Here is a 22,565-nt window from a genome sequence, read left to right on the forward strand (position 1 = left end):
CCTCAGGTCGGATGGGATGCGGGCGCCATTCTACAGTGGGCGGCGCCCATGAAAAAGGGCGGCCCGGCTTGCGCCGGACCGCCCTCATCCCGGGAGATGCCGGGTCAGCTGATGGTCAGCCGCTTCGCGGTGCTCGCCGCCTTCTTGGGCAGCACCAGCTCCAGCACCCCGTCCGTGTACTTGGCCGTGGCGTTGGCCTCGTCGATGTCGGACCCCAGGCTGAAGGAACGCGCCACCCGTCCGTAGTAACGCTCGGAACGCAGCACCTTCTCGCCTTCCTTCTCCTCGGATTCCTTCTTGACTTCCGCGCTGATGGAGACGGTGTTGCCGTCGATGGAAACGTGGATGTCCTCCTTCTTCACACCGGGAATCTCCGCCTTGACGGTGTAGCCCTTGTCGTTTTCGGTGACATCCATCTTGATCTCGGGCGCCTTGGGCACGCCCTCCAGCGTCATGGGCCGCACCAGGAAGCCCTTGAAGAAATCATCGAACACGCTGTCCAGGTTGAACGGATCGTAACGGGTAATGTTGGCCATGGGAACTCTCCTTTTTGGTGAACGGTTTCCGGCACCCTGTTTGGGCCGGCTGCTGTCAATATGGGCGAGATTCGACGAATTTCAAGGGTAGGACGCGTCCCCGTCACGGGCCGGTCATGGTCCCGTCACCGGACTGTCGCACGGCAGGCGCACCATGGCAGGCCATGGACGGTCCTGTTTCCCGCGATGCCCCCCTGGCGCCGCCCGGCGCGCGGTCCCTCCATCTGACGCTGGTCACCGAAACCTATCCGCCGGAAATCAATGGCGTGGCCATGACCATCGGCCGGCTCGCGCAGGCATTGTGTCAGCGCGGCCACCGTGTCCAGCTGGTGCGCCCGCGGCAGGGCCCGGCGGACCAGGCGGGCACCGCCTCCATGCTGGAGGAAGTGCTCACCCCCGGGCTGCCCATTCCACGCTATGACGGCCTGCGCATGGGTCTGCCTTCGGGCGCCCGCCTCAGACGCCTGTGGCGCGCGCGGCGGCCTGACTTGGTGCACATCGTGACGGAGGGTCTCCTGGGATGGTCGGCCCTGAGCGCCGCCCGGGCGCTGGGACTGCCGGTCACTTCCAGCTTTCACACCAACTTCCACGCCTACAGCCGGCATTACGGGCTGGGATGGCTGGCAACCCCCATCGCGGCCTATCTGCGCGCCTTCCACAACCGCACCGATCTCACGCTGGTACCCACCGCTGCCATGCAGACCGGGCTGGCCGCGCTGGGCTTTAAGCGGCTGGAGGTGCTGGCGCGGGGCGTGGACACCAGCCTGTTCACGCCGACGCGACGCAGCGCTGCGCTGCGCGCCAGCTGGCACGCCGGCCCGGACACTCCGGTGGTGCTCTACGTGGGGCGTCTTGCCCCGGAGAAGAATCTCGGCCTGCTGTTTGCCGCCTATGGTGCCCTGCGCGCCCGCCGTCCCGACGCACGCCTGGTGCTGGTGGGAGACGGCCCGCTGCGGGAAACCCTTGCACGCACCCATCCCCAGGCCGTGTTCGCCGGGCCGCGCACGGGCGAGGATCTCGCCGCCCACTACGCCTCGGGCGACATCTTTCTGTTTCCCAGTCTCACCGAGACCTTCGGCAACGTCACCCTGGAGGCCATGGCCAGCGGCCTGGCGGTGGTGGCCTTCGACTATGCCGCCGCCCACGAACTCATCCAGCATGGGGAGAATGGTCTGCTCGCACCCTTCGCCTCCACGGAAGATTTCTGCGCGGCGGCGGCCACCCTCACCGATCCGGGCCAGGTGCGCGCCCTCGGTTTGGCGGCGCGCCGCCGTGCCACCGCCTTCGACTGGGCCCTCATCCACGACCGCTTCGAGACATTGGTTTACCAGGTGCTCGACCCACGGCAAAGGAGGCATCATGCAGCTCCCTACTCCCTCGGTTCTCGCGCGGCTGGCCGACTTTGACGCCCGCCTGTGCGTGTGTCTCAACCGCGCCGCCCGGCGTCGTCCGGTACGGCGCCTGTTCGGACTGGTGAGCCGTCTGGGTGATGGCGTGTTCTGGTACACGCTCATGGGCGTCCTGCTGTTCCTGCACGGGGAACAAGCGCTGCGGCCGGTGCTGCACATGGTCGCGGTCGGGCTGGCAGGGTTGCTCATCTACAAGCTGCTCAAGCAGCTCACCGGTCGCCCGCGACCCTGCGACCTGCATCCGACGGTGGAGCGCGGCACCGATCCCCTGGACCAGTTCAGCTTCCCCTCCGGCCATACCCTGCATGCAGTGGCCTTCACACTGGTGGCCCTGGCCTATTTCCCGGCCCTCGCGCCCCTGCTGGTGCCCTTCACGCTGCTGGTGGCCCTGTCCCGCGTGGTGCTCGGCCTGCACTATCCCACGGACGTGCTGGCGGGTGCCGCCATCGGCTATGGCGTCGCCACGTTCTCCTTTGCCCTGTGAGGCGCCATGCGCATCCTGATGGTCTCCGATGTCTATTTCCCGCGCATCAACGGCGTGTCCACGGCCATCATGATCCTGCGCCGGGAACTCGCCCGGGCCGGCCATGAAGTGACCCTGGTGGCGCCGGACTATGGTGCGTGTCACGTTGCCGGCGACGGCCCCGGCCCTCTCTACCGGGTCCGCTCCCGCAGCGTGTGGCGTGACCCGGAGGACCGCATGATGTCCTGGCGGGCGCTGATGGATCTCGCACCAGAACTCGCCCGGCGGGGCTTCGACCTCGTGCACGTGCACACGCCCTTCCTCGCCCATTACGCGGGGCTGGCCTATGCGCGCCGCCTGGGTGTACCGGTGGTGGAAACCTACCACACCCTGTTCGAGGAATACCTGTTCCATTACGTGCCCCTGGCACCCCGCGGGCTGATGCGTGGACTGACGCGCGCCTTTACGCGCATCCAGTGCGCCCGGGTGGACGGGCTGGTGGTGCCCTCCCGGGCCATGGGGGAACGTCTCGCGGAGTATGGTGTGACCACACGTACCGCGGTCATCCCCACGGGTCTGGATCTGGAGGATTTCGCCGGGGGCGACGGCGCACGCTTCCGGGCGTGGCTCGACATTCCGCCCCACCGGCCCGTGCTGCTCTACGTGGGTCGGGTGGCCCACGAGAAAAACATCGGCTTTCTGCTGGAAGTCCTGGCGCGGCTGCGGCAGCGCCTGCCGGAGGCCCTGCTGGTGATCGCGGGAGAGGGCCCCGCCCAGGAACATCTGCGGCGTCAGGCCGAAACCCTGGGGGTGGCGGCCCAGGTGCGTTTCGTGGGCTACCTGGACCGCAAGACGGCGCTTCTGGACTGCTACCGCGCGGCCGACGTGTTCGTGTTCGCCTCGCGCACCGAGACCCAGGGACTGGTCCTGCTGGAAGCCATGGCGCTGGGCGTGCCGGTGGTGGGGCTGGCGGTGATGGGCACGGCCGAAGTCCTGCGCGAGGGCGAGGGCGCCCTCATCGCCCGGGATGACGTAACGGATTTCGCCGACCGGGTGGAACGGTTGCTCAGGGATCCCGCGGCCCGCCGGGAACTGGCCGCGCGCGCCCGGGCCTATGCGCAGACCTGGAGCGCCCAGGAGATGACGGCGCGGCTCATCGGTTTCTATGCCGAGACCCTGGAGGCCAAAGCAGTCGCCGGCCTCAGCCGAACAGACTCGTCGGCAACGGCAACGGCCCGCGCAGAATCTCGCAGCTGAGCCCGGCCAAATACGCCGTGCGCGCCGGACAGGGCAGGTCGGCGCGCCAGTTGGGAACCTCGCCCCCCAGCAGGCGGTTGATCTCCGGCAGGCGTGCGCTGGTCTCCGCCACATAGTGGTCGCAGCGGCGCGCCACCTGGCGGTCCAGCAGGCGCGCGCCTGCACCCAGCGCCCGGTGCAGGTGGCTGCCGTAAAGCAGCCGGGTGGCCCGGGACAGACGCGCCACGCCCCGCGCCGCCTCGGCCGCGGGACAGCCGAAGTGTCGCGCCACGAAAGCGGCGGCCGGTCCGGCTCCGTCCCGCAGCACGGCATGGGGGTGGGCGAACAGCTGGCGCCCGAGATGGGCATCCATCACCCACTCCGACACGGCGTGGGTGAGCACGGGCAGCTTGAGCCACATCGCCTCGTGGGCGGGGACGAAATGGTTGTGCGCCACCACGTCCACGAACAGGTGACTGGCGTATCCCACGGCCAGTGCCCTTTCTTCGTCGTCTCTGGCGTGTTCCAGCAGACGCCGGGCGAACGTCCAGTCGTGGCTGTGAGCAAACGCGGGTACCGTGCGTTGTGCCACCAGGGCGAGGTCGGGCAGACAGGCGCCCGCGAGCAGCAGACGCGGCAGGCGCCGCACGGCGCGCCGCAGGCGGGGATCGGCCAGGGGCACGGCCCATACCAGGAGCTGGGCAAAGTAGAGATGGGTGGCGAGCCCCCACGCCAGCGCCTGCCCACTGTAGAGGGCCAGCGGCAGCAACCACCAGATCCAGGCAGGCCGATTCATGGCGCGCAGTGTCGGCGCCCCCGGCGAAGGAACGATGAAAAAGCCGTGATTTTTCCGTGACAGGGAATGCGCTACACTTGCCCCCTGCCACACCCAGCCACGCCCGAGACACGATGCGCACCCTGATCTGCGGCTCCCTCGCCTATGACCACATCATGGTGTTCCGCGACCGGTTCCGGAACCACATCCTGCCGGACAAGATCCACATCCTGAACGTCTCCTTCCTGGTGCCGGACATGCGCCGCGAGTTCGGCGGCTGTGCCGGCAACATCGCCTATAACCTGAAACTCCTGGGCGGTGAGCCGGTGATCATGGCGGCGGTGGGTGAGGACTTCGGTCCCTACCGGGAGCGCCTGGAAGCCCTGGGACTGGAGACCACCCACGTGCGGCTCATTCCGGGCACCTACACGGCCCAGGCCTTCATCACCACCGATCTCGACGACAACCAGATCACCGCCTTTCACCCCGGGGCGATGAACCATTCCCACGAAAACAGCGTGCGCGAGGCGCGCGACATCCGGCTCGGCATCGTCGCGCCGGACGGGCGGGAGGGCATGCTGCGCCATGCCCGGGACTTCCACGCGGCGGGCATTCCCTTCATCTTCGATCCGGGCCAGGCCATGCCCCTGTTCGACGGCCCGGAGCTGCTGCGTTTCGTGGAGCTGGCCGACTACGTCACCCTCAACGACTATGAGGCGGAGCTGATGCAGGAACGCACGGGCCTGCCGCTGGCGGCCCTGGCCGAGCGGGTGAAGGCCCTCGTCGTCACCCTGGGGGCCAAGGGCTCCCTCATCTTCGCCGATGGCGAACGCCTGGAAATCCCCTGTGTGCCGCCCCGCGCCGTGGTGGATCCGACCGGCTGCGGCGATGCCTACCGCGCCGGCCTGCTCTACGGCATCGTGCGCGGCTGGTCGTGGGAACAAACCGGCCGGCTCGCGGCCTATATGGGGGCGCTCAAGATCGCCAGCCGCGGTGCCCAGAACCATAGCCTGGACCCCGCCGCACTCTCTGACTGGACCCAGAGGGAACTGGGCCTGGCATGGCCCGCTTGATCATCTTTGTGCAACATCCGGAGGACATGATGAAACGCTTGCTTGCCATCACCACCGTCGCCGCCGCGACGTTCCTGCTCGCCGGCTGTCCGGCGAGCATGTCCGGCGGCGCCTACACCCGCGACCAGGCCCGCCAGGCGCAGGAAGTGCAGATGGGCCGCGTGGAGAGCGTGCGCGAGGTGATGATCGAGGGCACCAAGTCCGTGGTCGGGCCGGCCGCCGGCGCCGCCGTGGGCGGCATCGCCGGCAGCAACATCGGCGGCGGCAAGGGCAGCACCGTGGGGGCCATCGTCGGTGCCGTGGCCGGCGGGGTGGCGGGTGCGGCCATCGAGGAAGGCGTGACCCGCACCAAGGGCCTGGAAATCACGGTGAAACTGGACAACGGTCGGCTGATCGCCGTCACCCAGGCCGCGGATGAACAGTTCCGGCCCGGCGACCGCGTGCGCGTGATCACCGGCGGCGGCGTCACCCGCGTCACCCACTGAAGGCGACCGCCAGGCGGGACGGCGCCCTGCGGGGCGCCGTTTCGTTTGCCTGCCGTTTCGTTGGCTCAAAAGGGAATGCAATGCGAACCATCGAACACCTGCTGGAAGTTCTGATCTTCAACGCCCGCTGGCTTTTGGCCCCGTTCTATCTTGGGCTGGTGGTGGGCATCGGTCTCATCCTGGTCAAGTTCGCCCAGGAGTTCCTGCACGTGCTGCCCCACGTATTCGAAATGAGCGAGGGGGATCTCATCCTGGCGGTGCTCACCCTGGTGGACATGTCGCTGGTGGCCAATCTGCTGCTCATCATCATTTTCAGCGGCTACGAAAACTTCGTGTCCAAGATCGACACCGCGGGGCATGAGGACCGGCCGGACTGGATGGGCAAGGTGGACTTCTCCGGCCTCAAGGTGAAAGTGATCGCCTCCATCGTGGCCATCTCCGCCATCGAGCTTTTGAAAACCTTCGTCAACATCATGGCCCTCATCGAGGCGGACACCCATCCCAACGCCGAGTGGGTCTGGACCAACGCCGACACCGCCATCGCCTGGAAGGTGGGCATCCATGTGATCCTGGTCATCTCGGGGGTGCTGTTCGCACTGATGGACCGCATCGCCGAAGGGGCCCATGAAATCAAGCACCGCGGCAAGCACTGAGGCCGTGCGCTGCGGCTGGTGCGGGACGGACCCGCTCTACGTCGCCTACCACGACAGGGAATGGGGCGTGCCGTCCTTCGACGACGCCCACCTGTTCGAGATGCTGATCCTGGAAGGCCAGCAGGCGGGACTGTCCTGGCTCACCATCCTGAGGAAACGCGCCGCGCTGCGCGAGGCCCTGGCGGGCTTCGACCCGCAGCGCCTGGCACGCTTCACCGCCGCCGACATCGAACGCCTGCTCGCCAATCCCCGCATCGTGCGCAACCGCGCCAAGCTCGAGGCCGCGGTGCACAATGCCCGGGCCTTTCTCGAACTCAAGGCGCGCGCGGGAGGCTTTGCCCCCTTTCTCTGGTCCTTCGTGGACGGCCGGCCGGTGCAGAACCGGTTTCGCCGCCTGGCAGACATTCCGGCCGAAACGCCCCTCTCGCAGCGGCTCGCCCGGGCGCTCAGGCAACAGGGTTTCCGCTTCGTGGGCCCCACTATCTGCTACGCCTACATGCAGGCAGTGGGTCTGGTGAACGACCATCTGGTGAGCTGCCCGCGCCATGCCCAGGTGGCGGCCCTGGCCCCTTCATAAAAGCTTCATCCCGGTTTCACGCCAACGTCACCGCCGCTTTTTAGCCTGCACCCCGTCGCAAATTCGGAACGAGGTGTGGCATGTTGAACGAACCGGCGGTGTTGGAACGGCGGAGCCAGCCGGCTCCCCTCACGGTTTCCCTGGCCCGGTCCGAGGAAGAGGTGCGCGAGGCGCAGCGTCTGCGCTACCGGGTGTTTGCCGAGGAAATGGGCGCGCGTCTGCCCAATCCCGCGTCCGGGCTGGACCGGGACCTGTTCGATCCCTTCTGCGAACACCTGCTGGTACGCGACAGCCGGACCCTGGAAGTCGTGGGCACTTACCGCCTGCTCACGCCCCGGGGCGCGCGCGATGCCGGCTGCTTCTATTCCCAGACGGAGTTCGACCTCACCCGGCTCACCCACCTGTTCGACCGCACCGTGGAAGTGGGCCGCGCCGCGGTGCATCCGGACTATCGCAACGGCAGCGTGATCACCCTGCTGTGGGCGGGGCTCGCGCGCTTCATCGAACAGCACGGCTTCGACTACCTGATCGGCTGCGCCAGCATCGGCATGGCCGACGGCGGTCACGTGGCGGCCAGCCTGTTCCGGCGCATTGGCATGGAACACATGAGCCCGGTGGAGTGGCGCGTGTTCCCCAGGAACCGTCTGCCCCTGGAATCCCTGGACAACACCCTGAACGTGCCCCTGCCGCCCCTGCTCAAGGGTTATATCCGTCTCGGCTGTTATGTCTGCGGCGAACCGGCCTGGGATCCGGACTTCAACACCGGCGACCTGATGCTGATCCTGCCGCGGGCCCTCATGAACCCGCGCTATTCCCGCCACTTCCTGCCCCAGGGCTGAGAGCCTGCCGCTTTGCGCCGTCCCGACCGGGACGGTAGCATCGCGGCATGGACAGAAAGCTTCCCGTGGAACGTCTCGCCCTAGGCATGTTCGTGTCCAGGCTGGACCGTCCGTGGCTCGACACGCCTTTCCTGCTGCAGGGCTTCCTCATCGAAACGGAGGATGAGCTCGAGCTTTTGCGCCGGTGCTGCCGCTACGTCTATGTGGACCCCTTGCGCAGCGCAAACCCGCCGGATCCGGACGCAGCCCTGCCCGAGGTGCCCGTGCGCCCCGCCTGGCTTGCCCAGGACATCGACGCACCCGACTGGACGCTGGTGGATTACGAGGAGCCCCTGCCCCTGGAGGAGGAGTTGCCGCGGGCGAAGGCCCTGATGGAGGATGCCGACCGGGTGGTGGAAGAGGTCTTCAAGCGCCTGGCCCAGGGCAGCGGGGTGGATCCCGGCGAAACCACCGAGATCATGGGCGCCATGGTGGAGAGCGTGGTGCGCAATCCGGACGCCCTCACCGCCCTGGCCCGCCTGCGGCGCAAGAGCGAGTATCTGTACGCCCATGCCCTGGGCGTGTCCGTCCATGCCCTGGCCTTCGGGCGGCACCTGGGCTTCGACCGGCCGGAGCTCATGCAGCTCGGGCTGGGCGGCCTGCTCATGGACCTGGGCATGGCCCGCATCCCCGGCGAACTGCTGGCGAAAGGGGGGCCACTCACGCAGGCGGAATACGCCGCCGTGCGGCGCCACGTGAAATACGGCGTGGAGCTGGTGGGCACCCGGTTCGGTCTGGCCGGCATGGCGCTGCAAATGGTGGAGGGGCACCACGAACGGGAAGACGGCAGCGGCTATCCCGGCCGGTTGCGCGCGCCCCACATTCCCGTGCCGGCGCGCATGGCCGCCATCCTCGACTGCTTCGATGCCCTCACCCGCGCGCGTCCCCATGCACCGGCGGAAACACCCTACGCCGCCCTGCAGAGGCTCTACGAGTGGAGCCGGCGCACCCTCAACCTGCCCCTGGTGGAGGAGTTCGTCCAGTGCCTGGGCGCCTATCCGGTGGGCACCCTGGTGGAGCTCAGTTCCGGCGAGGTGGCCCTGGTCATCGGCCACAATCGGGCGCGCCGGCTCAAACCGCGCCTGCTTCTGCTGCTGGACGAAGAGAAGCGGCCCCTGTCCCAGCCGGCGCCCCTCGACCTTTTGCAGGATCCCGTCAGCCGGGACGGCACCCCCTATGTCATCGTGCGCGCCTTGGAAGACGGCATGTACGGCATCCATGCCCGGGACTATTACCTCTGAACGCGCCGCTTGAGCAGCCCACACGGGTTCGGGCATCATCGCCCGATGCTGCCCAATCACCTGGATTTCCTCGACGGGCTCGACGACCTCATGAAGGCCGCCGCGGCGGGGGAGCGGCTGCTCGCCCTGATCGTCGCCCGCGTCCCGGTCGTGAGCCGGGTGGATGCCCTGCTGGGCTACCGCGCGGGTGACCGGCTGGCGCAAGACCTGGCGCGGGAGATCGCCCGCGTCATCCAGCCGCGCGACCGGGTTTGGCGGCTGGATCGCGCCACCCTCGCCTGTGTGCTGCCTGCCCTCGCGCAACCGGCCCAGGCCTGGAGCGCGGCCTACCGCATCGCCCATCTGCTGGACCAGCCGGTGCGGGCCGGGGCCCATGCCCTGCACGTGCCGCCCGCTTTGGGGTTGGCCCTGTTCCCCGAACATGCCGCCGATGCGGAGGCGCTCCTGCAGCGGGCCACCCTGGCGGCAGAGGGTGCGGCGCACGCCCGCGATCACGTGGCCCTCTACGATCCCCGGCAGCACGAGGCGCGCCAGCGGGAACTGGATCTGCAGGACAGCCTGCAGCAGGCCATTGCCGGGCAGGCGCTGCAACTGGCCTTTCAGCCCCAGTTGCGTCTGGCCGATGGACGCGTCATCGCCGCCGAGACCCTGGCGCGCTGGCGGGAGCCGCGGCTCGGCGAAATCTCTCCCGGCGTCTTCATTCCAGCCCTGGAGACGGCCGGCTGGATGCCCCGCCTGACCCGCTGGCTGCTGCACGCAAGCCTGCGCCAGGCGGCGCAGTGGAGCGGTGAAATGGGCGTGGCGGTCAACCTGTCCGCCCAGGAACTCGCCGAGCCGGACCTGCCCCTCCTGGTGGAACAGGCGCTCGCCACCTGGAACGTCGCACCCAGGCGGCTCACACTGGAAATCACCGAAACCGCCCTGATGGCAGACGACGCGAGCGTGGAAGCTCACCTGCAGGCCCTGCACCGGCTGGGCGTGCGGCTGGCCCTGGACGATTTCGGCACGGGGCATTCCTCGCTGATCCGGCTGAGGCAGCTGCCCCTCGACGAAATCAAGATCGACGTCACCTTCGTGCGCGGGCTGCTGGCCCGCCGCGAGGACCGGCACATCGTGCAGGCCGTGATCGGCCTCGGTCACAGTCTGGGACTCACTGTGGTGGCCGAAGGCGTGGAGGATGCCGCCACCCTGGCCTGGCTCACCGAAGCAGGCTGCGACCTCGCCCAGGGCTTCCACATCGCGCCGCCGCTGGAGGCCACGGCCTTCGCCAGCTTCCAGCAGCGCCAACCCCACGCCTGAGCGGGCGCCATGGCAGCGCTACGCATCCTCTTGAGGTTCCTGCGGGTCGTGCTGCATCTCGCCTGGGGCGCGCTGATCGCAGCAGTGGTCTTTCCTCTTGCCCCCCAGGCCCGGCGCGAGGCCATCATCGAACGCTGGTCACGCAAGCTGCTTGCGTGCCTCAACGTGCGCCTCACCGTCATGGGCGCGCCCGCCGCGCGCAACGGCGTGGTGTGCGTCGCCAACCACATCTCCTGGCTGGACGTGTGGCTGCTCAACAGCCAGCGCGCCTGCCGGTTCGTGGCCAAGGCGGAAGTGGCGCACTGGCCGCTGATCGGCTGGCTGGCGAAAAAGGCGGGCACGCTGTTCATCCGGCGCGAGCAGCGGCATCACACCGCCGCCATCAACCGGGAAATCGCCGCCGCCCTTGCCCAGGGTGCCTGCATCGCCCTGTTTCCCGAGAGCACCACCAGCGACGGTCGCCGCCTGCGCCGCTTCCACCCTTCCCTCCTGCAGCCGGCGGCGGACCTGGGCGCGCCGGTGATCCCGGTGGCCCTGCGCTATGTGGACGATGCCGGCGAGCCCGACACCACCCCCGCCTACATCGACCAGATGACGCTCATGGAATCGCTGCGGCGCATCCTCGCCGCGCGGGCAATCCGCGCGGAGTTGCGTTTCCTGCCGGCCATCGCCACGCACGGGCGCAGCCGCCGCGAGATCGCCCGGGCGGCCCAGGCCGCTATCGCAGCGGCCTTGTCCCTGCCAGACCCTGACAGGAAACCTGAAACAGCGCCCGGTCTTCCAGTCGCATAGCGGACAGCGCACCGCCCCACAGGCAGCCCGTGTCCAGCGCGCAGTATTCGCTGCTCACGTCCAGCCCGTGGGCCGACCAGTGACCGAAGACGATGGGAGCACCGCGGCTTTTGCGTTCCGGGACCTCATACCAGGGCAGGAAGCCCTCCGGACGCTGCCAGGGCGGGCCCTTGTGGGTGAATTCCATCACTCCATCGCGCGTGCAGAAACGCAGCCGCGTCATGGCATTGGTGATGACGCGCAGACGGGCGATGCCCGTGAGGTCGTCGCGCCACTGGCGCGGTTCATTGCCATACATGTGGGCCAGGAAATGGCGGTAGCCGGGTCCCGCGAGTTCGGCCTCCACTTCCCTTGCCAGCTCCACCGCGCGCAGCACCGTCCATTGCGGCAGCAGGCCCGCGTGCACCATCAGCCAGCCATGCTCGAAATGGACCAGGGGACGGTGGCGCAGCCAGTCCAGGAGTTCGGCACGGTCCGGCGCGGTCAGCACGTCCTGCAGCGTGTCATGGTGATGCAGCGGCACGAAGCCCTCCGCCACCGCCAGCAGATGCAGGTCGTGGTTGCCCAGCACGGCGGTGACACGCTCACCGAGATCGCGCGCCCAGCGCAGCACCTCGAGGGAATGCGGCCCGCGGTTGACCAGATCGCCCACCAGCCAGAGGCGGTCGCGGGCGGGATCGAAGGCGATTTGTTCGAGCAGGCGCATGAGCGCCTGGTAACAGCCTTGGATGTCGCCGATGACGTAGGTGGCCATGCTCGCTCCGGAAAAACCGGCGCCATTCTAACCCGGCGCTGGTGATGCCCGTGATAGAATCGCCCCTCCGCAGCAACCTTCCGCAGCACGATAGTCCATGCATGCCCTCAATGCCCCGCAGCGGGAGGCGGTGAAATACCTGGATGGTCCCCTGCTGGTGCTGGCGGGCGCCGGCAGCGGCAAGACCCGGGTGATCACCCACAAGATCGCCTACCTCATCGCCGACTGCGGCTACCCTCCCGGCAGCATCGCCGCCATCACCTTCACCAACAAGGCCGCGAAGGAGATGCAGGAGCGCGTGGCGCGCCTGCTGGAAAACCGTCCCGCGCGCGGGCTCACCGTCACCACCTTCCATTCCCTCGGTCTGCAGATCCTGCGCCAGGAAGCCCAGCGCATCGGTTACAAGCCGCGTTTCTCCGTGCTCGACGCCGCCGACAGCCTGCACGTGCTGGCGGAGATCCTGAAGACCACCGACAAGGGCCTGCTCAAGGCAACACAGCAGCGGATTTCCCGCTGGAAAAACGATTTCGTCGCGCCGGATGCCGCCGCTGCCCGCGCGGACAGCGAGGAAGCCGTGGCGGCCGCGCGCGCCTACGTCACCTATCAGGACACCCTGCGTGCGTATCAGGCCATGGATTTCGACGACCTCATCCGCCTGCCGGTGGAACTCCTGGAGGGTGACGCCGAGGTGCGCGGCAAATGGCAGGACCGGCTGCGGTACCTGCTGGTGGACGAATACCAGGACACCAACCTCTGCCAGTACCGCCTGCTGAAACTCCTCGCCGGGGCGCGCGCTGCCTTCACCGCGGTCGGCGACGACGATCAGGCCATCTATGCCTGGCGCGGCGCCAACGTGGAAAACCTGCGCCTGCTGCAGCAGGACTTTCCCCGCCTGAAGGTGATCAAGCTGGAGCAGAACTACCGCTCGACGCTGCGCATCCTGCGTGCCGCCAACGGGCTCATCGCCCACAACACCAAGCTGTTCGAGAAGAAACTGTGGAGCGAGCTGGGACTGGGCGATCCCATCCACGTCTTCGCCGCGCGCGATGACGAGGCCGAGGCCGAGAACGTGGTCATGCGCATCGAGGCCCATCGCCTCCAGCATCGCACCCGCTACGGGGATTACGCGATCCTCTACCGCGGCAATCATCAGGCGCGCCCCTTCGAGGAGGCCCTGCGCGCGCGGCGCATCCCCTACCAGGTTTCCGGCGGCCAGTCGTTTTTCGAACGCACGGAAATCAAGGACATCAGCGCCTATCTGCGCCTTCTGCACAACAGCGACGACGATCCCGCCTTCATCCGCGCGGTGACCACCCCCCGGCGCGGCGTCGGGGCGCAGACACTGGAGAAACTCGGTGCCTATGCCGCACAGCGGCATCTCTCCCTGTTCGCCGCCGTGTTCGAGGCCGGTCTCAAGGCCCAGCTGGCGCCGCGCCAGTACGAACCCCTGGAAACCTTCTGCCAGTTCATCAACGGACTGGAATACCGCGCCGCCCGCGAACCCGCCGGCGTCATCCTGCAGGACCTGCTCAAGGGCATCGGCTACGAGGCGTGGCTGTTCGACGAGGAGGAACCGCGCACCGCGGAAACCCGCTGGGCCAACGTGCAGGACTTCGTGGGCTGGCTGGCCCGCAAAGGCGAGGAAGAAGGCAAGACGCTGGCGGAACTCGCCCAGACCGTGGCCCTGATGAGCATGCTGGACAACCGGGAGGAAGAGGTGGACGCGGTGCGCCTGTCCACCCTGCACGCCGCCAAGGGTCTGGAATTCCCCCACGTCTTTCTGGTGGGGGTGGAAGAAGGCATCCTGCCCCACCGGGAGAGCATCGAGAATGGGCAGGTGGAGGAAGAACGGCGCCTGCTCTACGTGGGCATCACCCGCGCGCGCCAGACCCTCACCATCAGCCACTGCCTGAAGCGCCGGCGCGCGCGCGAATTGCAGGCGTGCGAGCCCTCGCGCTTCCTCGCCGAACTGCCCCAGGACGACCTGCGCATCTCCGGCCGGGAAACAGACCCCGTGCGCCAGAAGGAAGAAGGCAGCGCGCGCCTCGCCCAGCTCAAGGCCATGCTCAAGGGCGGCTGACGCCGCCAACCTCCCTCCCCATCGAGGGGGAGGGTCGGGGTGGGGGTGACACGGGGCGCCCACATCCACATTGCGGCCAAAGCTGCCCCCCGGCCTTGCCCGCTGTCGTGGGAGGCGCTTTAGCGGCGACCCGGGGCGCAGCCGAATTATCGCGGCTCAAGCCGCTCCCACCCTCAGGTTCGCCCCGCCAACCTCCCTCCCCCTCGATGGCGGAGGGTCGGGGTGGGGGTGACACGGGGCGCCCAGATGCACATTGCGGCCAAAGCTGCCCCCCGGCCTTGCCCGCTGTCGTGGGAGGCGCTTCAGCGGCGCCTCACGGCTTGACTACAGGGTCGAGGCGGAACCTCGGCCCTGCAAACAAAAAAGGCGCGGGGAGACCCCGCGCCACTGCGACCAAACTGCGACCCGTCACTCCTTGGGCTTGAAGTTGGCACCCGCCGCGTTGGCCATGTAGGCCACCGTGCGCGCGATCTCGATGTCGGAAACGTCCGGATCACCCCCGCGTGGCGGCATGCCGCGGATGCCCTCGATGGCATGCTTGATCAGGGTGTCGTAGCCCTGGGCGATGCGCGCCGTCCAGTCACCCTTGTTGCCATACTTCGGCGCACCCAGCGCCCCCGACTGGTGGCAGCTCTGGCAAACCGCCTGATACACCTGCTCACCCGTGCGCTCCACCCGCGGCGCATTGGGGTCGACGGATTTCACCTCCGCCACCGGCTTGAGCCGTTCCCGCACCGCCGCATCGGCGAGCTGCGGATCATCCTTGTCAATGTGGCTCGCCTGGATGGACAACACCAGCTGCACGATCAAAACGATGGCGATGACGGGCGCAGCAAAGCCGCCGATCAGGGCAACGATCACCTGCCGCGCAGTGGTCTTGGGAACGCCTGTGCTGTGTTCACTCATAATGGTTAAGGCCTTGTCTGGTTGCCGAAAAACAGAAGCCGTGGGAATCCCCACGTAAAGGTCCGGATTATACGGATTTCGACCTGGCCGGCCAAGCCGCCGCATGGAGTAAGCGCCTGAAACGCGCTATAATCGCGGCCCACGCGCCCGTAGCTCAGTTGGATAGAGTACAGCCCTCCGAAGGCTGGGGTCGGACGTTCGAATCGTCTCGGGCGCGCCAGTTTTCCCTTCTTCGAAAAGGCGGGGTCAGGTCTTTACTTTATAGTCGAGCGGCAGTCGATGCTCGAAACACCCTCTGCAACCCCGGGTCTCCCGCATCAAAGTTCAGGCGAAGCGTGGGAGCGGCATCAGCCAAAACCGGGGTCTTGACTATAAAGTAAAGACCTGACCCCACCACTCCTATGACCCCACCACTCCTAACTGGCGGAATGCGTATCAGGGCTGGGCGCGCAGGCGGGCAAGGCGCTGGTCCACGAAGGCGCGCAGTTCCGGTGTGAGACCCGGCAGCTGCCGGGCACGCTCGAAAGCCTCTGTGGCCTCGGCGGTCCGGCCGGTGGCCTCCAGGGACAGCGCGAGGCCCATCCACCACGCCGCCTGCTGCGGACGCAGGCGCAACGCGTCCTGGAAGCGGGCGATGGCCTCACCGTGGCGTTCCAGCCGCTGCAGCAGGGCGGCCTGGAAGGCGGCGTAGTCGGCATTGCCTGCCGCCTGCGGCGCATACCGCTCCAGCGTGGCCAGCGCACTGGCCGCGCCGGAGCCTTCCAGCTGCAGGCGCGCCAGCGCCATGGCCAGGGCGACGGCGGCATCGCCCTGCACCGGCGCAGGCTCGGCCAAGCCCGCCTGCAGCAGGCGCTCGGCCTCCTCGCGGCGCCCGGCATTGAGCCATTGGGCGGCCAGGGCCTGGCGCGCGGCGAGATGCCGCGGATCCAGGCGCAGCGCCTCCTCCAGCAGGGTCTCCGCGTCCGCCGCGCGGCCCTCGGCCAGGCGCGCCAGCGCCTCGCGGTAGCGCTGGTCCGCACGCTGCGCGGGCGAGACCTGCTTCACGATGGCGACTTCACCCGGCGCGGGCACAGTGGTGGAAGCCGGCGCGGTGCTGAGGGGCGCGGCAGACGCCGGCATCGTGGGCGCTGGCGTTGCCGGCACAGGGGCCTGGTCCCTGGCTGGTGGCTGCGCTGCCAGTTGGAGTTCGACGGCAGGCTCTCCCTGGGCCACCGGGGGCGGCACCGTCTCCCCGACGGGCACCGGCGCCGCGGCCGGCTGCGCGGGCGCCGCAGCGCGCGGCGGCAGGGGAAGTGCCATCTCGCGCCAGACCAGCCAGCCCGCCACGGCGAGCAGCAGGACAAGACCCAGGCCCAGCACCGGCCAGCGCCAGGACGGCGCAGCGGACGGCGGCACAGCACGCACCGGGCCCGGCAGCGCCCCGGCGTCTTCGTGGCGCGCCTCCAGTTCCTGCAGCATGCGGTTGATCACGCTCATCGCAGTGCCACCCATGCGCCGGCCGCCACGCCCACGCCCAGGAGCGCCGCCACGGCCCACAGCCAGCCCGGCACGGCGCGCACGGCACGCGCCGCCGGCGTATCGCGTGCGGCGAGGGCCACGTGGCGGCCCTCCACCCGCTGGCGGCCCTCGCCGTACACCAGCATCAGCGCCTTGTGGGCGAGCACGTTGACGAGGCGGGGGGTGCCGCCGCTGGCCCGGTGCAGGAGCACCAGCGCCCGCCTGCTGAAAAGGGGCGCGCCGCCATAGCCCGCCACCGACAGGCGGTGGGCCACGTAGTACTCCGTTTCCTGCCGGGACAGGGGCGCGAGCCGGTAGGCAAAGGTGATGCGGCTGTTGAGCTGGCGCAGGTCATGGCCGGCGAGACGTTCGTCCAGCTCGGGCTGGCCGAACAGCAGCACCTGCAGGAGCTTGCGTTTCTCCGTTTCCAGGTTGGAGAGCAGACGCAGTGCCTCCAGACTTTCCCGGGGCATGGCCTGCACTTCGTCCAGGCACACCACCACCTTCCTGCCCGCCCGCGCGAAGCCCAGCAGCGCGTGGGTCACGGCCTTGAGGGCCTGGTGCTGGTCCGCCTCCGCCGGCAGTTTGACGCCCAGCTCCTCGGCGAGGGCGAACAGCAGCGTGCGCGGCTCCAGGTAGGGATTGGGCAGGTAAGCGCTCACGAAGCCTTCCCCGAGACTCGCCAGGAATTTGCGGCACAGCAGGGTCTTGCCGGTGCCCACCTCGCCCGTGATCTTGATGAAGCCCTCGCCGTTCTTCACGGCCACCAAAAGCGTGTTGAGGGCTTCCTGGAAGGGGCGGGAGGCAAAGGAAAAGGCCGTATCGGGTGTGATGCCGAAGGGCGCTTCGCGCAGGCCGAAGTGCTTGAGATACATGTCTCCGATGGTAGCAGATGCCCGCCCGCCGGGCGGCGCGCCTCACTGGGCCGGCCGCGTCATGCGCTCGATGTTGCGCTGGCTTTCGAGGATGTTCTGCGCCCAGGTTTCCCCGCCCCTGACCACGGTGGCCTTGAGCAGGATCACCAGTTCGGATTTCTGGTTCCTGCGGTTGCGGTTTTTGAACAGCTCGCCCAGGACCGGGACCTCGCCCACGCCCGGCACCTGCACCCGGTCGTCGGTGGAGGAGGATTTCATCAGACCGCCGATGGCCACCACCTGACCGTCGCGGGTCCGGATGATGCTGTCGGTCTCGCTCACCGTGCTCGACGCGAGGGGGAGCTTGAGCTGGCCGGCCGTGCCCAGGTCGATGTTCTTCTCGTTGGTGGTGACCTTGCTCACCGCCGGGTGGATGTGCAGGGTGATGTTCTCCTCGTCGTCGATCTGGGGCGTGACGTCCAGCACGATGCCCGAGAAGAAGGGCTGCAGGGTCACATTGGGGGTGGTGGTGGTGGACGTGCCCGTGGTGGTGGTGGTGCTCACGTTGGTGACGAAGAAATCGTCGGTCCCCACCTTGAGCACGGCCTTCTGGTTGTTGAGCGTGGCGATGCGGGGGCTGGACAGCACGTGCACCGCGCCCTGGGTTTCCAGGAACTGCATGAGGGCGGCGAAGCTGCCGGTCTGGAAGGCGATGCCGAACAGGCCGCTCGCGCTGCGGCCGGCCGACTGCAGGCCGATGCCCAGGGTATTGCCGATGGTGGCGGCCGTGGCGGTGGGCGGCGGCACGAGACCGCCCGCCGGAATGGGCAGGTTGCCCGCATCCGCCCCCACCGAGAAGCGGTGGCGGCCCAGACTGTCGAAGGCCGCCCAGTTGATGCCCGACTGGAATTCGTCGTTGAGAGCCACCTCGATGATCTTGGCTTCCAGGATCACCTGCCGTTCCACCGCACCCTGGGTGGCACGCAGGTACTGCTCCACCGCGCGCAGTTCGTTGGGCAGGGCACGCACCACGATCACCCCGGACTGGGGACTCACCACCACGCTGCGCCCCCCATCGCTGCCGACGATGGCCTTCACGGCATCGGTGAGCTCGGTCCAGAAATTGGCGTCGGAATGGGTGGACACGCGCGTGCTCTGGATGGTCTCGGTACTGGTGCCGGGCTGGGTCACCGGCGCCCCCACCGTGCCGGGCGCGGCCGCGCGCGGCGTGTCACTCACGGAACCCGACACCACGCGCACGTCGGATGACCCCTTGCGCGTCGCGGTCAGGTAATTCACCTGGAACACACGGGTCTGCATGGTGAGGGGCTGCACGAAGATGCGGTTGCCGTCGATGCGGTAGTCGTAGCCGTACAGTTCGCGGATGGCGTCCAGCGCCTCCTTCACCGTGACATCCTTGAGATTCACGGAAATGCTGCCGCTCACCTCGGGGTGCACCAGCATGCTGTAGCGCGTGCCGTGCACGATGCCCATGAACACCTGGTTGGCAGGCGCGTTGTTGACCACCAGGTCAAAGCGCGGCTCCACGCTGCGGGGCGGCGGCACCTCCAGCTTGAGGGGCGGAATCAGCGCCTCCGTCACCTGTGCCGGTGCCGCGGGTTTCGCCGCGCCCTGGGCCCCCTGGGCGAGGGCGGCGTCGATCTGCTCCAGGGTCGTGGGTTTGCGTTCCGGCGCCGCGGCACAGGCTGCCAGGAGCAGCGGGAACAGGACGTAAAGCGTCTTCTTCATGGTTGCGCCTTCCTCGATGCCGGGGCATCGTTTCGCTTATTCCAGACGGCCGCGGGCCGGCTGGACACCGGCCGCTTCTCCACGTCGGCAAACAGTTTCAACACTTCCGTTCCGCCGGGGCCCTTCAGCACCACCTCGCCCTCGCTGATGCGCACCACACGGGCCTCTCCCAGGCGGCTGCCCACGGTCACTTCCCGGCCGTCCACCAGCGCGGTGCGCTTGCCGGGCGCGATGCGGATCATCTGCACGCGCGGCCCGGCAGCCGGCGCGAGCATGCCCTCGCCTTCAGCCGCGCCCCCCACGGCCGGCCGGGTGGGATCGGGCAGCCCGGCGGCCAGGGCGGCGGGCAGCGTCAGCAGGAGCAGGATCATCAGACGGACAGCCATGGTTTGTCCGGGCTCAGGGTGTACAGGATGAGGGTGAGGCGCGAGCGGGGATATTCCACGACACTCAACTTCGCACCGCCCCACAACAGCCACCAGGGGGCGGCCTCGATGGATTCGGCATAGGCCAGCAGGTCGGCGTAGGTGCCCTCCACCGTGATCTCCACGCCCTGGCGATAGAGGAGCGGCACGGCCGCCTTGCCGCCGGCCTCAGCTTCGACCGGCCGCCCATCGGCGCCGATGCCGGTGGCCGGCAGGCTCTTCAGGGCGATCAGCCGCACCGCCTGGTGGCGCGCCAGCAGATCGCGCAGCACATCGGCCATGCGCTCCGCACTCACCAGCCCCTGCTGAAAGGCGGCCAGACGCTCCTCCAGCTCGGCACTGCGGGCCTTGAGCGCCGCCAGCCGCGCGGTGAGCTCCGCATCCGGATCGCGGGCGCGGTCGCGCACCAGGACCTGCACCTGCATGCGCGTGGCCTCCATGCGGGTTGCGTGATCCTGCAGCGTCTGCAGCAGGGCCTTGCGTTTGGCCGTGAGGGGATCCAGCACCAGGGTGCTGACCATCATCACCAGCGCCAGCGCGGCGGCGGCAAACACCAGCAGCCGCTCCCGCAGGCTGCGCGCGTCGATGACTTCCGCCCAGCGTGCCAGAGTCTGCTTCACGGCGCCTCCCCGGGCGCGCCCGACCGCAGCTGGAATTCGACGAAGGCGGGCGGCACGTCCCCCTCCTTGACCTTGGGCCGCTCGATCATCAGGCTGGCGAAGGAGCGGCCGCGAAACGCGTCGTCACGCCCCAGGCGCCGCAGATAGTCTGGCAAGAGATCGGCACGCAGGGCGCGGCCGGCGAGCGTCATGTCCCGTCCCGAGAGCTCGAAGCCGGTGAGCCACAGGCCCTCCAGATGCTGGCGCGCCAGTGCGCGCAGATACGCGCCCGCCCCCACGCTTTCCCCCAGCACACCCTTTTCCAGCAGAGCCAACACGGCCTGCCGTGTTTCCAGCGCCTGCTGGGCCTGCTGGACCTCCGCTTCCAGCCTGGCACTGGGTTTGCGCGCTGCGAGCTGGCTGCGCGCTTCGGCGAGGCGGGCCTCTTCCGCCTTGAGGCGTGCCTCGCTGCGTCGCACTTCTTCCTGCAGCCCGCCCACCTGCCAGCTGGCGAAGGCCGAAACGAGCACCAGGCCCAGGCCGATGACTGCCAGCGCCTGCACCATGGTGCGCGCGGAAAAGATCTTCTCCTGCTTGAGGAAGATCGGGTTGAACAGGTTGATCTGCTGACTCATAGGGCCTTCGCCTCGTGCCGCAGGCTTGCGCCCAGGGGCAGGAAGAAGCGGTACTGGTTCTCCACGTCCGTGAGCGCCGGCACCCGGGAAAAATCGAACACCTCGGCGAGATCCAGCAGGTTCACCGGCAGGTAGAGATTGGCGGCGAGGTGGTCGCGCAGGGCCCCGGCCGCCGGCATGGGCGCGAGCCACAGCTGTGCCACCGCCACGAAGGCGAACTGACGCTCGACGTAATCCAGGGAGCGCTGCACCTCCAGCGTGACGCGCTCGAAGTGGTTCTCGCGCAAGCCGCCGGCCTCGAGCAAATCCCCAAGCGTGACATCCAGATGGCGGGAGAGATAAAGCTCACCCTCGAAACTCACCGTGAGCAGCCCGCCCTGCTCCGTAAAGCACAGCATGGCCACACCGCGGCCCGGCTGCGCCACCAGACTGGCCACGTTGCGGCTGGCCATTTCCGGAATGTCGATCACCTGGAGCGGAATGTCGGCCTCCTGACAGCGGGCAATGTGGGCGGCGATCAACTCGTTGCGCGCCGCCACCGCGTAGAGGGAATGGCCACGCGCCGGCGCGTTGGGATCAGGCGGGATGTCCAGCACGTCGATGGTGGCATCGTCGATGTGGTAGTCGAGCATGTCCTTCACCCGCCAGCGCACGGCGGCCTTGAGCTCCTCGGGCGGCACCCCCGGCGCCTCCACCACCAGCATCTGGTATTCGGTGAGATCGAGCAGCAGGCTCACCCGGTAATCGGCAAGCCGCATCTCCCTGGCCGCCCGCGCCAGGGAAGCCGCGTCGTCACGCCGCGCGGCGACGCTGCCGCAAACGGTCACCAGCGGCTTGGCCCCGCTGCGCGGCTCACTGTGGGCGAGCAGCAACCCCTCGGCGCTCCAGGCCATCGCCATCCACCCCGATTTGTTTTTTCTTTTCCACCCGAACGCCATGGGCGCGCCCAATTCTTGAAATGACTCGAAATTAACGAAATAACTATTTGTTGTCAAATTGCTTTTCAGCGGCAGAAAGCGCCCTGCCCGTTCACCCCGGGGCGAAACCCCATCGCGGCTGAAGCCGCTCCCACAGAGCCCCCCCAGAAGCATGGGCCCGACCCGCCTGTGGGAGGCGCTTCAGCGGCGACCTTCGGCGCGGCCGGGTTGATCGCGGCTGAAGCCGCTCCCACAGAGCTCCCACAGAAGCATGGGCCCGACCCGCCTGTGGGAGGCGCTTCAGCGGCGACCTTCGGCGCTGCCAGGCTGATCGCGGCTGAAGCCGCTCCCACAGAGCCCCCACAGAAGCATGGGCCCGGCCCGCCTGTGGGAGGCGCTTCAGCGGCGACCTTCGGCGCTGCCAGGTTGATCGCGGCTGAAGCCGCTCCCACAGGGCCTGGCCGCCGCTGAGAACATGGGAGGCGCTTCAGCGGCGACCCTCGGCGCGGCCAGGCTGATCGCGGCTGAAGCCGCTCCCACAGAGCCCCCACAGAAGCATGGGCCCGGCCCGCCTGTGGGAGGCGCTTCAGCGGCGACCTTCGGCGCTGCCAGGCTGATCGCGGCTGAAGCCGCTCCCACAGAGCCCCCACAGAAGCATGGGCCCGGCCCGCCTGTGGGAGGCGCTTCAGCGGCGACCTTCGGCGCTGCCAAGTTGATCGCGGCTAAAGCCGC

General features: G+C 68.4%; 23 protein-coding genes and 1 tRNA gene. 13 read left to right on the forward strand and 11 right to left on the reverse strand.

The features are described 5' to 3' along the window. Nucleotides 1-104: 104 nt before the first annotated feature. Complete coding sequence (locus ACZ42P_RS06205) at nucleotides 105-536, reverse strand: Hsp20/alpha crystallin family protein (protein ID WP_464899211.1); 432 nt, start codon at nucleotides 534-536, stop codon at nucleotides 105-107. A 164-nt stretch (nucleotides 537-700) separates the two neighbouring features. Here ACZ42P_RS06205 and ACZ42P_RS06210 point away from each other — a divergent pair, with 164 nt between their 5' ends. Genes ACZ42P_RS06210 through ACZ42P_RS06220 form a run of 3 tightly spaced genes read left to right on the forward strand, consistent with a single transcriptional unit; the run spans nucleotide 701 to nucleotide 3,665 of the window. Then, nucleotides 701-1,942 (forward strand): glycosyltransferase family 4 protein, encoded by a 1,242-nt coding sequence (locus ACZ42P_RS06210; RefSeq protein WP_464899212.1) that lies wholly within the window; start codon nucleotides 701-703, stop codon nucleotides 1,940-1,942. Then, complete coding sequence (locus ACZ42P_RS06215) at nucleotides 1,896-2,429, forward strand: phosphatase PAP2 family protein (RefSeq protein ID WP_464899213.1); 534 nt, start codon at nucleotides 1,896-1,898, stop codon at nucleotides 2,427-2,429. Before ACZ42P_RS06210 ends, ACZ42P_RS06215 begins: the two co-directional genes overlap by 47 nt. A gap of 6 nt (nucleotides 2,430-2,435) precedes the next feature. Next, nucleotides 2,436-3,665 (forward strand): glycosyltransferase, encoded by a 1,230-nt coding sequence (locus tag ACZ42P_RS06220; RefSeq protein WP_464899214.1) that lies wholly within the window; start codon nucleotides 2,436-2,438, stop codon nucleotides 3,663-3,665. Here the strand turns inward: ACZ42P_RS06220 and ACZ42P_RS06225 are convergent. After that, nucleotides 3,610-4,440, reverse strand: coding sequence for a zinc dependent phospholipase C family protein (locus ACZ42P_RS06225; RefSeq protein WP_464899215.1), 831 nt, complete (start codon nucleotides 4,438-4,440; stop codon nucleotides 3,610-3,612). The two genes, ACZ42P_RS06220 and ACZ42P_RS06225, sit on opposite strands and share 56 nt — an antisense overlap. Before the next feature lie 113 nt (nucleotides 4,441-4,553). Here ACZ42P_RS06225 and ACZ42P_RS06230 point away from each other — a divergent pair, with 113 nt between their 5' ends. The 8 genes from ACZ42P_RS06230 (at nucleotide 4,554) to ACZ42P_RS06265 (ending at nucleotide 11,417) form a co-directional block, all read left to right on the forward strand. Continuing rightward, nucleotides 4,554-5,492 carry a carbohydrate kinase family protein gene (locus tag ACZ42P_RS06230; protein ID WP_464899216.1) on the forward strand — a complete coding sequence of 313 codons (939 nt, stop codon included), beginning with the start codon at nucleotides 4,554-4,556 and terminating at the stop codon, nucleotides 5,490-5,492. Nucleotides 5,493-5,518: 26 nt separating this feature from the next. Beyond that, entirely contained in the window at nucleotides 5,519-5,977 is a 459-nt protein-coding gene (locus tag ACZ42P_RS06235; protein ID WP_464899217.1) for an outer membrane lipoprotein, read from the forward strand. A gap of 80 nt (nucleotides 5,978-6,057) precedes the next feature. Beyond that, complete coding sequence (locus tag ACZ42P_RS06240) at nucleotides 6,058-6,630, forward strand: TIGR00645 family protein (protein WP_464899218.1); 573 nt, start codon at nucleotides 6,058-6,060, stop codon at nucleotides 6,628-6,630. Next, nucleotides 6,602-7,207: a DNA-3-methyladenine glycosylase I gene (locus ACZ42P_RS06245; RefSeq protein ID WP_464899219.1), complete on the forward strand. Its 606-nt coding sequence runs from the start codon at nucleotides 6,602-6,604 to the stop codon at nucleotides 7,205-7,207. Before ACZ42P_RS06240 ends, ACZ42P_RS06245 begins: the two co-directional genes overlap by 29 nt. Nucleotides 7,208-7,287: 80 nt before the next feature. Beyond that, the gene (locus tag ACZ42P_RS06250; protein WP_464899220.1) at nucleotides 7,288-8,046 is read left to right on the forward strand and encodes a GNAT family N-acetyltransferase; all 759 of its coding nucleotides are present in this window, start codon (nucleotides 7,288-7,290) and stop codon (nucleotides 8,044-8,046) included. Between the two features lie 47 nt (nucleotides 8,047-8,093). Beyond that, nucleotides 8,094-9,326 (forward strand): HD-GYP domain-containing protein, encoded by a 1,233-nt coding sequence (locus ACZ42P_RS06255; RefSeq protein ID WP_464899221.1) that lies wholly within the window; start codon nucleotides 8,094-8,096, stop codon nucleotides 9,324-9,326. 45 nt (nucleotides 9,327-9,371) lie between these two features. Continuing rightward, nucleotides 9,372-10,625, forward strand: coding sequence for a putative bifunctional diguanylate cyclase/phosphodiesterase (locus tag ACZ42P_RS06260; protein ID WP_464899222.1), 1,254 nt, complete (start codon nucleotides 9,372-9,374; stop codon nucleotides 10,623-10,625). A gap of 9 nt (nucleotides 10,626-10,634) precedes the next feature. Beyond that, nucleotides 10,635-11,417, forward strand: a complete 783-nt coding sequence (locus ACZ42P_RS06265; RefSeq protein WP_464899223.1) for a lysophospholipid acyltransferase family protein — start codon at nucleotides 10,635-10,637, stop codon at nucleotides 11,415-11,417. Here ACZ42P_RS06265 and ACZ42P_RS06270 read toward each other — a convergent pair. Beyond that, nucleotides 11,344-12,171, reverse strand: a complete 828-nt coding sequence (locus ACZ42P_RS06270; protein ID WP_464899224.1) for a symmetrical bis(5'-nucleosyl)-tetraphosphatase — start codon at nucleotides 12,169-12,171, stop codon at nucleotides 11,344-11,346. The genes ACZ42P_RS06265 and ACZ42P_RS06270 overlap by 74 nt on opposite strands. A 97-nt stretch (nucleotides 12,172-12,268) precedes the next feature. On the opposite strand from ACZ42P_RS06270, the gene ACZ42P_RS06275 reads away from it, so the two are divergent. Beyond that, nucleotides 12,269-14,251, forward strand: coding sequence for a UvrD-helicase domain-containing protein (locus ACZ42P_RS06275; RefSeq protein ID WP_464899225.1), 1,983 nt, complete (start codon nucleotides 12,269-12,271; stop codon nucleotides 14,249-14,251). 408 nt (nucleotides 14,252-14,659) lie between these two features. Here ACZ42P_RS06275 and ACZ42P_RS06280 read toward each other — a convergent pair whose 3' ends face one another. Then, nucleotides 14,660-15,157, reverse strand: coding sequence for a c-type cytochrome (locus ACZ42P_RS06280; RefSeq protein WP_464899226.1), 498 nt, complete (start codon nucleotides 15,155-15,157; stop codon nucleotides 14,660-14,662). A 143-nt stretch (nucleotides 15,158-15,300) separates the two neighbouring features. On the opposite strand from ACZ42P_RS06280, the gene ACZ42P_RS06285 reads away from it, so the two are divergent. Further along, nucleotides 15,301-15,377: transfer RNA gene (locus tag ACZ42P_RS06285), tRNA-Arg, on the forward strand. A gap of 215 nt (nucleotides 15,378-15,592) precedes the next feature. Here ACZ42P_RS06285 and ACZ42P_RS06290 read toward each other — a convergent pair. Genes ACZ42P_RS06290 through ACZ42P_RS06320 form a run of 7 tightly spaced genes read right to left on the reverse strand, consistent with a single transcriptional unit; the run spans nucleotide 15,593 to nucleotide 21,809 of the window. Continuing rightward, complete coding sequence (locus tag ACZ42P_RS06290) at nucleotides 15,593-16,648, reverse strand: tetratricopeptide repeat protein (RefSeq protein WP_464899227.1); 1,056 nt, start codon at nucleotides 16,646-16,648, stop codon at nucleotides 15,593-15,595. After that, nucleotides 16,630-17,529: an ExeA family protein gene (locus tag ACZ42P_RS06295; RefSeq protein ID WP_464899228.1), complete on the reverse strand. Its 900-nt coding sequence runs from the start codon at nucleotides 17,527-17,529 to the stop codon at nucleotides 16,630-16,632. The genes ACZ42P_RS06290 and ACZ42P_RS06295 overlap by 19 nt, the downstream gene beginning before the upstream one ends. A gap of 42 nt (nucleotides 17,530-17,571) precedes the next feature. Then, the gene (mshL, locus tag ACZ42P_RS06300) at nucleotides 17,572-19,257 is read right to left on the reverse strand and encodes a pilus (MSHA type) biogenesis protein MshL (protein WP_464899229.1); all 1,686 of its coding nucleotides are present in this window, start codon (nucleotides 19,255-19,257) and stop codon (nucleotides 17,572-17,574) included. After that, on the reverse strand, nucleotides 19,254-19,643 hold the full coding sequence (locus ACZ42P_RS06305; RefSeq protein ID WP_464899230.1) for a hypothetical protein: 390 nt from the start codon (nucleotides 19,641-19,643) through the stop codon (nucleotides 19,254-19,256). The genes mshL and ACZ42P_RS06305 overlap by 4 nt, the downstream gene beginning before the upstream one ends. Beyond that, the gene (locus ACZ42P_RS06310; protein WP_464899231.1) at nucleotides 19,628-20,302 is read right to left on the reverse strand and encodes an MSHA biogenesis protein MshJ; all 675 of its coding nucleotides are present in this window, start codon (nucleotides 20,300-20,302) and stop codon (nucleotides 19,628-19,630) included. The genes ACZ42P_RS06305 and ACZ42P_RS06310 overlap by 16 nt, the downstream gene beginning before the upstream one ends. Continuing rightward, complete coding sequence (locus tag ACZ42P_RS06315; RefSeq protein ID WP_464899232.1) at nucleotides 20,299-20,916, reverse strand: PilN domain-containing protein; 618 nt, start codon at nucleotides 20,914-20,916, stop codon at nucleotides 20,299-20,301. Before ACZ42P_RS06315 ends, ACZ42P_RS06310 begins: the two co-directional genes overlap by 4 nt. Next, on the reverse strand, nucleotides 20,913-21,809 hold the full coding sequence (locus tag ACZ42P_RS06320) for an agglutinin biogenesis protein MshI (RefSeq protein ID WP_464899233.1): 897 nt from the start codon (nucleotides 21,807-21,809) through the stop codon (nucleotides 20,913-20,915). The genes ACZ42P_RS06315 and ACZ42P_RS06320 overlap by 4 nt, the downstream gene beginning before the upstream one ends. Nucleotides 21,810-22,565: the final 756 nt, after the last annotated feature.

The organism is Thiobacter subterraneus, assembly GCF_055379455.1.